Source organism: Pedobacter sp. Bi27 (assembly GCF_918698255.1).
GTDB lineage: Bacteria > Bacteroidota > Bacteroidia > Sphingobacteriales > Sphingobacteriaceae > Pedobacter.
The window spans coordinates 26,661-40,271 of record NZ_CAKKMW010000013.1 but is presented as its reverse complement, the minus strand read 5'-3'; the positions used below and the strand labels follow the sequence as shown (position 1 = coordinate 40,271).

The following is a 13,611-nucleotide window of genomic DNA, read 5'->3' as shown; positions in this document are numbered from 1 at the left end:
CCTTCAGGATTTCCATCCGTCCGGTTTTATAGTTAAGAGCATTTTGATTACACAAATTGCCTACAAGGGAATTGAATTATTTTTAAATAATTTTTGTTAGATTTTTTCGATCGTTTTAAATGTCTGTGTAGACCAGCAACCCGCAGCTCCAACCAAGGCCGCATCTTCATTCAATTTCGAAATATGTATTGGAGAAGTGATACCCTGCGAATGGAGGTATTTAACCACACCGGGAATGAAGCGGTTGGAGGCGTTGGCAATATTACCACCGATTACAATGGCTTCAGCAGCATTATCCTGTTGAAATTTTTTGAGGAAAAGCCCAAGGTTATGGCTAAACTCAGCAAATATTTTCCGCACGGTTTGGTTATCGTCGTAAAGTTTGGCCAGTTCTCTAACATTCAGAATATTAAATCCTGTGAGCTCATAATAACGTTTTAAAAACCATCGGGTAGAAAGATAATCTTCTGGTATGCCATCTAAAAAAGGAGCACACCATAAATTGGCATCATCAATTTTTCCCTGATTGTAAACCGCACTTCCTAAACCTGTTCCCAATGTAATGCCAATCAGGTGCTGATAGGCACCTGCCTCACCCGCAAATACTTCTCCGGCCAAAAAACAAGCAGCATCGTTACTCATCAAAATCTGATCCCGGCCAATCTGAAGTTCACTGGCCAGCATGTCTTTTACGTTTAGTCCATAAAAAGCGGCATATTTATCATTGCCTGCGATATAAGAGATACCATTGTCATAATCGAATGGGCCTGGCATGGCAATACCCAAACGGCCAATTTGGATATCTACCTTTTTATAAGCTGCTTTAATTGCACTGCACCAGGTGTGGATAATCTGTTCTGTTGGGCCGTGCGAGTCAACCCGCTCGCGCGTGTAGGAATTTTTAAGAATGTTCCGCTGCTGCATATCGAGTACGGCAGCTGTAATGTGCGAACCCCCGATATCAATGCCCATCACATATTTGTTTTTATTCATTGTTTTCTGCTTCAATAGATCTATAAATGGCTGCGCCTTATTAAGGCACCGAATGAAGAGTCCTTTTTTTGTTAAATTGCCTACAGCGGGAAGATTTTTTTATGAAATATTTTTTATTACCTTACATTTGATTCACCAAACTAACCAAGTTGAAAGCAGCTAAGCCAGATCTAGTCGTTTTATGGAATAAGATTTGCCTTGAGGATGACATAAAATCTTTCGAGCAACTTTACCGCTTTCTATACAGCAGGTTGATCAAATTTTCTATTTACTATGTGGTTGATAAACAGGCTGCAGAAGACCTGGTTACGGAGGTATTTGTTAAATGCTGGGAAAACCGCGCAACAAGTGCCCATGTATTAAATCCCGAAAGTTATTTTTTTATCGCAGTAAAAAATCAATCACTCAAATACCTCAAAAAAAATTCTTCAATTACGTTTATCGATTTAGTAGATGCGGAAGAGGATATTTCGGTAACAGCACAAACGCCGGAGTATATTTTGGAAACCAAAGAACTGCACCGGCAACTTGATTTTGCCATTGCTGGTTTGGCACCTCAGGCCGCTACAGTTTTTAGGTTGATCAAAGAAAGTGGAATGAAATATAAGGAAGTAGCAGAACTGCTGAACATTTCACCCCGAACGGTGCAGACCCAATTGTTCAGGGCCATTGCAAAACTCCGCTTAATATTACAGCCCTTACAAAACAAAGGTCCGGATGAAAAAAAACTTGGAAAAATGATCTCCCTGATTATCTTAGTGGGTACTTTATCTTTTTTTATTTTTTGTAGGCAATTTTAACAGAAAAAGGAACATATTATAAAGGGCGGAAAAAAAATGACAGATCAAAGATTTACAGAATTGCTTGGAAAACAATTGGCCGGTGAAATTTCACCTGATGAATCTGTTGAACTGAAATCGATTTTAGCCGATAACGAAGTGCTTAGAACAGAATATAAACAGCTACAAACTTATTTTGAATCTGAAACAGCTGAAGAAGAAAATATCGATCTTGTTTTTGATCGGATCAGCGCCCGGATCCAAGTTCCAGGTGAACCCAGTTTAAAGGTTGCCAAAAACAAAGGTTACCGTGTTTGGCTAAAAATCGCTGCCGTTGTAGCAATTGGTTTGGCTGGTGTTTTGGTGTATAACAGAGAGGCTATTTTCTTCAATAAAACAGATCAGCTGGTATTGAAACAAGCGCAAACCAGGGCAACCGAAATTAAAACCATTGTACTGGCCGATGGCTCTACCGTGAAAATGAATTCGGGGAGCAGCTTAAAATACCCTGATCACTTTAATACAGATACCAGGGATGTTTACTTATCTGGTGAGGCATTTTTTGATGTTAAAAAAGACCCTAAACACCCTTTTATTGTACACACCGAGCAATTGGCGGTAAAAGTACTGGGTACTGCCTTCGATGTTAAGGCTTACCAGAATGATACTTTTACCGAAACTACATTAATCAGGGGAAGCGTAGCCATCTCGCTTAAAAATAATACCAAGCAAACTTTTATCTTAAAGCCAAACGATAAATTTACCCTGGTGGGTAGCAAACCCAATTTAAGCCAGCTCACCCATTTTAGTGTAACAGGGACCGACAAAGTAATGGAAACCGCATGGACAAACCACGAACTCATCTATAAAAACAACCGTTTTGATGAAATTGCCAGGCTTTTTGAGCGCTGGTACGATGTTAAAATAACCTTTAAAGAAGCTGATCTTAAAACGATGAAATTTACCGGACATGTGGATAAAGAAACCATCGCCGAAGCTTTAAATGTGCTAAAGCTGATCGAAAATTTCAATTATTCCATAAAGGGGAAAAATGTCTATATCTATCGTTAGCACAAACAATTAAGCAATGTATATTTGTAGCCATGAATTGTGCGCAGAGAATCATATTGTTAATTGGATTGATTTTTCCGCTATGTGCCAATGCGCAAACTAAAGTAACCTTAAATTTTAACGGAGCAAATTTTGAGCAGGTTGTAGAAGCTATACAACAACAAACTGTTTATCATTTCGCCTACAGTGAATCTAAAATCCCTAAACATCAGGTATCAATCCAGGTAGAAGAAGAGGAGGCCATAAAGGTGATCGATCAATTGCTGCGCAATAGTGGTTATTCCTATTCTCTTTTGCCGAATAATTTAATCGTAATCAGAAAAAATGCCGAAGGAAAAATGGATTCTGATAGTGTCCGTTTTTTAAAAGAGGTTGTAATTACGGCTTTGGGTATCGAAAAAGACAATCAAAAAGTTGGCTATGCTTTAACTAGCATTAAAGGTTCTTCCATCGCCAAGGCAAGAGAAAGTAATATGATTATGGCGCTACAGGGTAGGGTAGCTGGACTTAACATTACCGGTGTAAACGGTGGCCCGGGATCTGCGGCACGCATACTCATCCGTGGTGTTTCCAGTATGACTGCTGCCTCTCCGTTATTTATCGTAAATGGTGTTCCCATTGATAACAGTATTCGTGGAAGTGCAAATGAATATGGCGGGGCCGATTATGGCGATGGCATTAGTAATATCAATCCAGATGATATTGAAACCATTACGATATTGAAAGGTTCGGCTGCTTCGGCTTTATATGGCGCCAGGGCTGCAAATGGTGTGATCCTCATTAATCTCAAAAGCGGTGGAGAAAATACCCAGCCAAAGCTGGAGTACAACGCAAACCTGGCCTGCGATGTGCCGGTTAATTCTACCGATTTTCAATATTTATATGGCCAAGGTACACAAAATAAACGTCCTGCCGATCTGTACAATGCAATTACCACGGGTTTGTTGAGCTGGGGAGAACTTATGGACGGTAAATTAAGCCCTCAGGTAGATGGCTCTATACGCCCTTATGCTCCCGTTAAAAGTAACATCCAGACTTTTTACCGCACCGCTCCGGCCTTTATTAATACACTATCGCTGGTTGGTGGAAATACCAATAACAACTATCGTGTTTCGGTTTCTAATTTAGATTACAACTCTGTTTTAAGCAATGGATCCCTAAACCGTAAAACGCTGAATTTTTATGGTACAGTAGCGCTAAGCCCTAAAATATCGCTGAGCTTCACCGGTAATTACATTTACGAAAGGAACAAAAACAAAAGTTACCTCAGCGATGGCCCTTTAAATGCAAATTATGGGATTTCAGCTTTAGCCACCAGTTTAGATCAATCGATCTTAGCCCCTGGTTTTGATACCGAAACAGGATTTGAAACGCGGTGGAATGCGGATGAATATAAAACCAATCCTTATTTTTTAATGAACAAACAGGCCGATTATGCCAATAGAAACCGTTATATCACATCAGCCGTATTAAAATATAAGTTGGCCAGCTGGGCATCACTGCAGGGCAGAATTGGCTACGATTCGAGTAAAGATGAGGTGGTGAGTATTTTACCTACAGGGACTGCATTTTCAATTAACAGGCAGGGGGGTATAAATGCCTATGATCAAAACCATACTTCAGAGCTCAATAGCGATATTTTGTTTAGTGCAACCAGAAAGCTAAGCGATAAATTGAACCTCGAATTTTCAATGGGCGCAAATTATCGCGAAAGAAAGGGCAATACCGAAAAACTGAAAGGATCGCAGTTTAAAGTGCCATATCTGTATGTACCAGAAAATCTGATTACCAGTACCAAAACATTGGCCATATCCAGAATTGTAACCGAATCGGCTTATTACACTGCCGATCTCAGCTATCAGCGTTATCTTAACTTCTCCATTACCGGACGTTACGATATCTATTCTACCTTGCCTGCTAACAATCGGGGCATATTTGTACCCGGCGTATCGGGCAGTTTTATTTTTTCAGATCTGTTGAATTTGAAAGCCCTCGATTTTGGTAAATTGCGGTTGGATTTTGCCAAAACAAGTGGCGAACCTATTGTTCCGTACACCACACAGATTTATTATACCGTAGATAATCAGGTAAATGGTGTGCCTGTAGGTGGTTTTTCAGGAGATTTACCCAATTACAATTTAAAACCGTTTACCCTGAATGAAATAGAGGCAGGCCTCGACCTTAAATTTTTAAATAGCCGTTTGGATGTCGATTTTACCTATTTCAACCGTATTACCCACAACGAAATTATTAATGCAAAACAATCGGTTACCACAGGTTTTACCTCCGCCTATGTTAACCTTGGCGAAACCCGGAATGCAGGGATAGAACTCGCTTTAGGCTATACGCCCTTGCTTACAACAACGGGCAAATGGCAGATCAACTTTAACATGACCAAGGTAAAAAATACCCTGCTTTCTATCGATGGTAACAGTAATTATACCCTTACGGGCACCTATCGGCCATTAAATGCCAATACTGCGCTGGTGGTTGGTAAACCGATCACGCAGATTATGGCCTACGATTATCTGCGGGATGCCAATGGAAACATCATTATCGGATCGGATGGCATACCTAAGCGGGGTAATTTTATTCCTATGGGTGGCACCATGCCAACTTTATATGGAGGGATAAGCAACAGTTTTAGCTATAAACAGTTTAGTTTTTCCTTTTTGATCGATTATCGCTTTGGCAATAAAATCCTATCCGCAACAGAATATTACAGTTATGTGCTCGGCCTAAATAAGGCAACTTTAGTGGGTAGGGAGACGGGGATTGTGGCCGATGGCGTGTTAGAAAATGGGCAGAAAAACACGATTAATGTTCCAGCTTATGCCTATTACCCTGAACTGGCTACCAATATTTCTGCATTATCGGTACTCAATGGCAGTTTTATCAAGCTGAGGCAGGCCACATTAGGTTATTCTTTTAGCGAACGTTTTTTAAAAAGAACACCTTTTAGTAGTGTAGGAATAGATCTGGTGGCGCGGAACCTGTTTACCTTGCTTAAATACACTAAAAATATAGATCCTGAGTCGCAGTTCTCGCCAACATTGGGTTATGCCGGGATAGAAGGGGCTTCATTGCCTGCAACACTTACATTTGGGGTTAATTTTAATTTTAAATTCAAATAAGATGGCCATGAGAAAGTTATGTGTTTTGGGTGCGTTTTTCCTGGCTTTAATGGGCAGTTGTTCTAAGGAAAAGCTGGACGAAATCAATACCGATCCAACCAAACTCACAGAAGACAATTATGATCCCAACAGCTTACTTGCACAGGCACAGTTAAAATATGCCAATTTGGGTTATTACCAACTGCTGTATCAGAGTACTATGATGCAGTTGCTTGCCTCAACTTATTATTATTACAACAATGGTGATAAATACATCAACGTGGGCAGTTTTACTGATTATCAGGGTCGTATTTTTGATGAAGGTTATGCTGATGCTTCCTACATCAGAGAGATGCAACGACTAGCCAGATTAAAAGATCCAGCGGCCTATAAAAACCTGATTGCAATTGGTGATATTATGTTTGTATTGATTTTGCAACGGATTACTGATACTTATGGCGATGTACCCTATACGCAGGCTGTCAAAGCGATGCAAGGTATTAAATATCCCGTTTACGATCGTCAGGAAGATATTTATACCCAAATGCTGAATGATCTCGAAACGGCTACCGCGCAACTGGATGCCGAAAAACCCGGGCCAAGCGCTGATCTTTTTTATAAAGGCGATATCGGTAAATGGAAAAAATTTGGTTATTCGTTAATGGTTAGGATTGCCATGCGGTTAACGAAAGTAGATCCGGAGAAGGCCAGAATTTGGACCGAAAAAGCTGCGGGCAAAACTTTTAACAGTATCAATGACAATGCGATTCTTTTAACCGATGCTTCCTCTTTTAACAGTCAAAATGGAACATCGCTTGCTTTAAGAACATTTTCCGACTATTTGGAAGTGCGGTGGAGTAAAACCTTAATTGATCAGTTAAAAAATACCAACGACCCCAGGTTGGAAGTGATAGGTGAAGTACCAAAAGATGGATTGGCCAAAAATGCAGATCAGAATTTAAGCGGAAATACCGATGCAGCTGTTCAGCTTGGGTTGCCAAATGGATACGATCTACAGGGTGGAGCCACCGATATCAGTCGTTCGCCAAACTATCCGGGTGGTACAGGTAGCGGAAGTGATTTTGCTCCGCTCGGAAAATATTCCAGACCACGCACTGCGATGTACCTTAAACTAGGTGGTCCGATTTTTATCCTGAGTTACGCTGAAATTGAATTTTTGCTTGCAGAGGCTAAAGTGAGAGGGTGGAATATAAGCGGAACTGCAAACCTGCACTACACCAATGGCTTAACCGGCGCAATCCAATCGCTTGCACAGCTGGATCCTTTAGCTGCGGTTGATGCCAATATAATTACTGCATTTGTAAACCAGAATCCACTTGATGAAAGCAGTACACAAAATGCACTAAGCGCAATCAATACACAATACTGGGTTACTACAGGAACTGATTTTAATTTCATAGAAGCCTGGCTAAACTGGAAAAGGAGCGATTACCCTAAACTTATCCCCATCAATTATAAAGGCAACGTTACCAATGGCACTATTCCCCGCCGGATGATCTATCTTTCAACAGAGGTGCTGAACAACCCGCAAAACTATAAAGATGCTGTAGCCAGGATAACTGGAGGCGATGTGCTTACTGCAAGGGTGTGGTGGGATAAATAATCAACCGGAAGTAAGTCTATAATATAGACGTTTTGCAAGATAAGTGCTTTTTATAGCTGAAGCAGGTTGCGTTAAAACTCGTACATATTATTCGCCCTTAAGTTTTCGATTGCTATTTCAGCATCGGCCAGTAGGGGCTGTTGTTTTCGCGTTTCTTCTTCAATTGCGATTAAGGGCTTATATCCGTATTGATTAAAAAATGATCTGGTATGCGCTTGATAATCCATTAAAAAATCAGTTAAAGAAGCCATATCAGCATCAAAGCCTTCACTTTCGAAGTTAAACTGACAAGAGCTTTTATAAGAGATAAATACCTCATCACCAATTGAAAATGAAACATTAATGTCCCATGTGTTTGGCCCCGTGGTGCTAACAATTTCTTTATCATCTGTGATCGCGTCTACACAGTAAAGGATGTCGAAAGTGATGAACATTGTGTTTATTTCTCCAACTTTCTCTCCGGTAATTTCAAAGCCGGATTGATAATCGTATGATGTTCTGCTTTCCTTTAAATATTGATCATTGTAGATGTATTCATTTATTGTGATCGGATTTACATTAAATATTTTCATTGGAGCGTATTCTAGAAGGGGTGATTTTGTTCTTTTGTGAAACCATTAGCTTAATAAGCGGTTTTTTTATAATTTATTTAACCACTAAGGTACAAGGATACATTTTCCGAATATAAAAAATCCCATCGAAATATCTGCCCACAGAGCAGAATTGGTAGTAAGTCAGCTTCTTTAATCATGTATAGATTGATCGCTTCGGTGGTTGGAATCAGTTTAATGTGGCTATAAATATCTAACGTGTTTTTTCTCTTTTCCATGGTTTATGCCTTTGATCATCAGGTATATGCCCAGAAATAAAAGAATAGCGGAAATAATTATCCCAACTGCAATAGGCAAAAAAATAGCTGCTGATGCGAAGAACTCGCTCCATAACACACGGGGATAAAAAAAATAAGTTAGGATCAAAAATCCTAGTAACATTAAGATTGAGAAAAAATAAAGGGTTTTAGGTGTTGAGTTGATTTTCATGTTATTTAGATATGTGTGAAATGATAAGAGTGGGTATCGTTTAATTTAAATAAGGGTTTTGAGGAATGTAAACCAAATGGTAACCGCTTTTCTTAAGCAGATTAATCGTGTGCCCATCAGGTAATTGTTTAAAAATAACTGTCGTTAACACTTGTGAGGGCATAACCCTTAGTTTAAAGAGGGTATCAAAAAGAAACTTCTTCATTTTGATGAAGAAAAACTGCCTGTTGTATTGATCGGTTGATATTGATTCTGCCCCTTTAAACCAGTAATTTGGATTGATTTTTTTGAAACCGACCATTGGCAGGCCTAAACCTGCGGCCAGTTTTTCAAATTCCCGTTCAGAAACCTTGTATACAAAATTTCCAACAGGCTCAAATGAAAAACGGTTTTTCCATAATTTGTTAATAAATTGCCTGTTTTGGGCAAAAAGATTGCTTAACATTAATAGTAAAGGCATTTTTGTTACGGGATCTTGCGGCTCCATCACTACCACAGCTGATCTGGCCACTCTGATCATCTCGTACATTGCAGCATATGGCCTGGGGAAATGGTGGTAAGATTCTTTGCAAAGCACAAAATCAAAGCTATTGTCTTCTCGCGATAGCTTTTCTGCATTTTCTGCAGCACAGGCATTAATAATTCCCTCTTTTAGTGCAACATTTAAAAAATCGGTATTAAGATCGGTTGCCAATGCTTTATTGCCTGAGTTTAGAATATACTGCGCATCAAATCCATATGCATCTCCTATAGTAAGCCAACTTCGGTCTTTTCTGTCCAGAAGCGGATCAAGACAACTGAAAAATAGTTGCTGCAGCCACTGCGCAACATTGTTTTTGCCTGTAGCCCTTACCTTTCCATAAAAATCGCTTTTAGCACTTTCGGACGGAAAATGTTCATTGTACCACTCGTTGTGTCGGTTATAGCTTTCTTTATGGCGCATAGAGCAGGGTTTATTAGATTATACGATGCCTACGCTGAAAACGCTTGGTCGAAAATAAAATCTATCCATAAAAAATAAATTAATTTTAACCCAGCGTTTTTCATATCCACTGCGTAACCTTGTTATAACACCATGAAAAAACGCTTACCGAACCAAATGGATGAACCTTTTTTTTAAGCAGGATACTAAACTAATCAGAGGCTGCAAGGCCAATGAACGGCAAGCACAGGAAGGTCTCTATAAGCTTTACTATGCCGATATGCTGCGGATATGTTTTCGTTATTTAAAATCAGATGATCTGGCGCATGATGCGCTGAGTATTGGTTTTTTGAAGGTTTTTCAGCATATCCATACTTTCGATGCTAAGAAAGGAGAATTTGGTGCCTGGATTAGGACAGTGATGGTAAGGTCGTGTATTGATATTGGCCGAAGAGAGGCGAAGTTTAATGAAACAATCAGTCAAGATGAATTAGAAGAAATCTTTATCCAGCCGTCTGTGTTAGATAAACTTTTTGTGGAAGATCTCCTAAAATTGATACGCCTGTTGCCAACCGCTACCCAGTTGGTTTTTAACCTTTCGGTTATAGATGGCTATTCGCATAAGGAAATTGGAGAACATTTGAATATTACCGAGAGTACATCAAGGTGGCACCTCTCGGAAGCAAAGAAACAGTTGAGGACAATGTTAGCTTCCTCAGCAATTGATAAACCAACTGAAAACATAAAAAGAAGATGAGAAATTCAGCATGGTATCATAAACTCTGGCGCAATAAATTTGATAGTCTGCCAATTCAGGATGCTTCGGATGCTTCATGGGCAGGTATGCACAAACTGCTTAATGAGCAGATGCCGATTAGTACGATTGGTGGCCATGGCCCTAATTTATCTACAGGAGCCAAACTTTTTAAAATAATTGGGTATACGCTGTCTGTAGCTGCTGCGGTTTCTACTGTAGGTTACTTTACAGTTCTGAAATCAAAAAATAAACAGAAAGAAATAGAAAATAAAGTTAAACCCGCAATTCTCGATTCAGTAGTTGTTGATAGTAGTAAGGTGATAAATTACAGCAATTTGGCCGATACGATTATAATTAAGGATAGTATTGATCAGAATGGAAATGCAATTGATCATGTTGTGGCGCAAAATAAAGGCGTTGACAATGATTCTGCTTTGGTTGTAAAACATGTGAATGACAACGTTATTTCATCTACCGCGAAACCGAATGTTGTTTCACCTATTAAAAACAAACACGATGGTACACAAAGACCTGATCATTTTGGACGGTTTGAAAATTTAAGTTCGAGCTTGCCAAAGCCTAGCTCAAAAGTTGATGGTCATCAATCTAAGGACCAGAACGTTAATCGTCCATTTGGGATCGGACAAAATATGTTATTAATGCCGAATAGTTATCAGGAAAAAAATGGATTTTTTAAACAGCTTGCTTCACCTGTTTCCATTTTAAACCAAAGGGCCGTTTTACAAGCCTATTCCCCTGTCGTTTTACTAAATGCATCCTCAATAAATAACAGTAGGATGGGAAGCAACAATAAAGCAGACCGCACCACCGTAGGTAAAACCACAAAGGTAAAAAATGTTAGATTACCAAAAATCAAAACGACTAAAATTAAACAAGAAAGCGAAATTATAGTGCCTACATATAGTTATGGTGTAACAACAGGAATGAATGTGCAGAAAGGCAACAGTAGTTTTTATGCCGGCATATCGGGTGCTTATTCATTAAGCAAAAAATGGCAATTCTCTGTTGGCGCAAATGTAAATAGCTATCATAAAATTGCAGGAGAATTTACACATCCAAGTTATTACCGCCCCGATTCGCTACCACCGTTTACAATTGCAGCTACACGAAAAGTGATTACCATGGATATTCCTTTAACAGCGGCCTATAGGCTTTCAAAACATATAAGTGTTAAAGCAGGTCCGGTAATTAGTTTTATGGGCAAGCAGTCTGAAATGATAACCAAATTAAACCCGATAGCCGATCCGCGTGATACATTATACCATAGCAAGCAAATCGACTCGACCTTAGTAAATATAGTAAACAATAAGGTAAATATAGGGTTTACCGGCGGCATCAGTATTCACATTAAACAATTTGATATCAATGGAAGCTACCAATGGTTGTCTCCATACAAGGTGACCAATAGTTTGGGCTCTTTTAAACAGACCAATCAGGTTTTTAGGATAGGGATAGGGTATAGGTTTAAATAACTATAAGTATTGTTTTATACGCTTGTGTTTTCGGTTTGGCTTACTCATAAAAAAATATGCCTTTAAGATTAAACTTAAAGGCATATCAGATTGAAAAAAAGAATTTTACAATTTTATCGCTTAAAACGAATACGTTAATCCTCCGAAAATATTAAATCCGTTTACCTGATAGTACAAATACCTGCTGTAGTTTGTATTTAAGATATTGTTTGCTTTAGCAAAAACAGAGAATTTTTTGTTGATGCGGTAATCAGCACCAAGGCCTAAATCTACATAACCTTTAACCGTTTCAATAAGTTCGATATTGGTATTGGGAATTATGTATTGTGAAGCGGGAACAGGAGCGCCGGTATATACTTTTGCTTTAATATCATCCTGAATTACCACAGCAGCATTAAAGCTTAGTTTTTTATTATAGGTATAAACAAAGTTAGAACTTACTTTTAAACCCGGTTTAAACCAAGAGTAGGTTTCTGAGGCAGGTTTCCAATCGTCGATATTTAATTTACCTGTCCATTTTAAGGCGTCGCTTACCTGAACAGAAATCTCACCTTCTAAGCCTGTTAATTTGGTTTTACCGAAATCGTATATCACATCAAATTTGTTGAAATCAGTAAAGTTGTTCACGAACAAAGGCATATCATCAAACTGTTTTACATATACGCGTGCCTTGTAACCAAAACCCGGTCCGCCGGTTCCTTTAATACCAGCGCTGAAACTTAACTTTTCAACCGTGTTTTTAACTACAACGTTGCTGTTTAACCAAGGGTTTTCATCGGTAAAGCCTTTTAACGAGTTTCTGTTTACATCACCTTTAACTTCTCCGAAAACCTGTAAATAATCTGGAATTAAAGTGAAATCGGCCGTAACGGCAGGGAATATTTTAGAGCTGCTGAATGCACCAAATTCCTGTACGAAATTAATCCCCGCTGTAATTTTAGCACCTTTAACCTGTAAACGGATATACGGATTTAAGCGCAACAGGTTATTGCCAACGCTGGTTAAAGCATCTTTGCTATTACCAAATTCTGTTGATGCGGCTAAACCTAAGTTTAACGAGTTAATGCGTTTGTTTACATAACCGTTTAAGCTCAGGTAGTTTTCTTTTGCACTGAATTTATCATTCCAGATATAGCCATTGGCTTTTAAAGCATAACTAAAAGCATCTTCATCTTCTGTAAAGTTTTTTACCAGCTCACCTTCCAGTTCAATGGTGGTTAAGGCCTGTTTATCAGGGTTAGGATTTAACGTAGGTCTGGTATCATCTAAACCATAAAAATAGGTGCCATTACGTTCAAAATTAATGCGGCCACTAACTGTGTTTTGATCTAAGATACTGCGGCCAAAAACACTTAATTGTTGGTTACTGCTATTCTGCTTGTTCAGCTTTCCTTCCTGACTAAAATGTTTAAAGTATCCACCAAGCTGTAAACCTTCATCTTTACCGGTGTTAAAATAAGCTTCGCCCAAAAGGGTAGCCAACGACCCGAATGCACCTTTTACATAGTTGTTAACCAGTATGCTTTCTTTTTCTTCCGCCAAAGCCTGTGCCTGTAACTTTTGGATATCGCTGTTCAACTCCAGCTTCCTATCCAAAATGCTGTAGTTCAATTTTGCTTTGTAAGTTTTAACATCATCTAAATTCGGGCTTCGTCTCAGCTTTACAGCCTCGGCCAAAATTGGTTTATATGGACGAACTACTTCAATTTCTTCATTTACTACTGCTTTTTCATCGGCCTTTTTATCCTGCGCCTGTGCAGTCATTAATCCGGCAGCTAAAAAAAACAGTGAACTATATATATATTTAATCGATTTCATA

The 13,611-nt window shown here is 39.0% G+C and carries 10 protein-coding genes; 6 read left to right on the top strand and 4 right to left on the bottom strand.

Annotation, left to right across the window (positions count from 1 at the left end; translation table 11 throughout):
* Window positions 1-96: 96 nt before the first annotated feature.
* The gene (locus LQ227_RS24895; RefSeq protein WP_230151782.1) at window positions 97-993 is read right to left on the bottom strand and encodes an ROK family protein; all 897 of its coding nucleotides are present in this window, start codon (window positions 991-993) and stop codon (window positions 97-99) included.
* Between the two features lie 149 nt (window positions 994-1,142).
* On the opposite strand from LQ227_RS24895, the gene LQ227_RS24890 reads away from it, so the two are divergent.
* From LQ227_RS24890 to LQ227_RS24875, 4 genes are read left to right on the top strand one after another with little or no spacing between them, the layout of a single operon-like run.
* The gene (locus LQ227_RS24890) at window positions 1,143-1,793 is read left to right on the top strand and encodes an RNA polymerase sigma-70 factor (protein WP_230151779.1); all 651 of its coding nucleotides are present in this window, start codon (window positions 1,143-1,145) and stop codon (window positions 1,791-1,793) included.
* Window positions 1,794-1,829: 36 nt separating this feature from the next.
* Complete coding sequence (locus LQ227_RS24885) at window positions 1,830-2,843, top strand: FecR family protein (RefSeq protein WP_230146443.1); 1,014 nt, start codon at window positions 1,830-1,832, stop codon at window positions 2,841-2,843.
* A 32-nt stretch (window positions 2,844-2,875) separates the two neighbouring features.
* Window positions 2,876-5,977, top strand: coding sequence for a SusC/RagA family TonB-linked outer membrane protein (locus LQ227_RS24880; RefSeq protein ID WP_230151777.1), 3,102 nt, complete (start codon window positions 2,876-2,878; stop codon window positions 5,975-5,977).
* A 7-nt stretch (window positions 5,978-5,984) separates the two neighbouring features.
* Window positions 5,985-7,580: a SusD/RagB family nutrient-binding outer membrane lipoprotein gene (locus LQ227_RS24875; RefSeq protein ID WP_230146441.1), complete on the top strand. Its 1,596-nt coding sequence runs from the start codon at window positions 5,985-5,987 to the stop codon at window positions 7,578-7,580.
* 71 nt (window positions 7,581-7,651) lie between these two features.
* On the opposite strand, the gene LQ227_RS24870 is transcribed toward LQ227_RS24875, so the two are convergent.
* Together LQ227_RS24870 and LQ227_RS24865 are read right to left on the bottom strand one after the other, a co-directional pair.
* Window positions 7,652-8,152, bottom strand: a complete 501-nt coding sequence (locus LQ227_RS24870; protein WP_230146440.1) for a hypothetical protein — start codon at window positions 8,150-8,152, stop codon at window positions 7,652-7,654.
* A gap of 508 nt (window positions 8,153-8,660) precedes the next feature.
* On the bottom strand, window positions 8,661-9,563 hold the full coding sequence (locus tag LQ227_RS24865; protein WP_230146439.1) for a class I SAM-dependent methyltransferase: 903 nt from the start codon (window positions 9,561-9,563) through the stop codon (window positions 8,661-8,663).
* Window positions 9,564-9,723: 160 nt separating this feature from the next.
* Here LQ227_RS24865 and LQ227_RS24860 point away from each other — a divergent pair, with 160 nt between their 5' ends.
* Both LQ227_RS24860 and LQ227_RS24855 read left to right on the top strand, forming a co-directional pair.
* Window positions 9,724-10,299 (top strand): RNA polymerase sigma factor, encoded by a 576-nt coding sequence (locus tag LQ227_RS24860; protein ID WP_230146438.1) that lies wholly within the window; start codon window positions 9,724-9,726, stop codon window positions 10,297-10,299.
* On the top strand, window positions 10,296-11,792 hold the full coding sequence (locus LQ227_RS24855; RefSeq protein WP_230151775.1) for a hypothetical protein: 1,497 nt from the start codon (window positions 10,296-10,298) through the stop codon (window positions 11,790-11,792). The genes LQ227_RS24860 and LQ227_RS24855 overlap by 4 nt, the downstream gene beginning before the upstream one ends.
* A 120-nt stretch (window positions 11,793-11,912) precedes the next feature.
* Here the strand turns inward: LQ227_RS24855 and LQ227_RS24850 are convergent, their stop codons facing one another.
* Entirely contained in the window at window positions 11,913-13,610 is a 1,698-nt protein-coding gene (locus LQ227_RS24850; RefSeq protein WP_230146436.1) for a TonB-dependent receptor, read from the bottom strand.
* Between the last annotated feature and the right edge of the window lies 1 nt (window position 13,611).

Bases quoted from the DNA above. Each gene is read 5' to 3' on its own strand.
- LQ227_RS24895 (WP_230151782.1), bottom strand. From the start codon at position 993: ATGAATAAAAACAAATATGTGATGGGCATTGATATCGGGGGTTCGCAC.
- LQ227_RS24885 (WP_230146443.1), top strand. From the start codon at position 1,830: ATGACAGATCAAAGATTTACAGAATTGCTTGGAAAACAATTGGCCGGT.
- LQ227_RS24880 (WP_230151777.1), top strand. From the start codon at position 2,876: ATGAATTGTGCGCAGAGAATCATATTGTTAATTGGATTGATTTTTCCG.
- LQ227_RS24875 (WP_230146441.1), top strand. From the start codon at position 5,985: ATGAGAAAGTTATGTGTTTTGGGTGCGTTTTTCCTGGCTTTAATGGGC.
- LQ227_RS24870 (WP_230146440.1), bottom strand. From the start codon at position 8,152: ATGAAAATATTTAATGTAAATCCGATCACAATAAATGAATACATCTAC.
- LQ227_RS24865 (WP_230146439.1), bottom strand. From the start codon at position 9,563: ATGCGCCATAAAGAAAGCTATAACCGACACAACGAGTGGTACAATGAA.
- LQ227_RS24860 (WP_230146438.1), top strand. From the start codon at position 9,724: ATGAACCTTTTTTTTAAGCAGGATACTAAACTAATCAGAGGCTGCAAG.
- LQ227_RS24855 (WP_230151775.1), top strand. From the start codon at position 10,296: ATGAGAAATTCAGCATGGTATCATAAACTCTGGCGCAATAAATTTGAT.
- LQ227_RS24850 (WP_230146436.1), bottom strand. From the start codon at position 13,610: ATGAAATCGATTAAATATATATATAGTTCACTGTTTTTTTTAGCTGCC.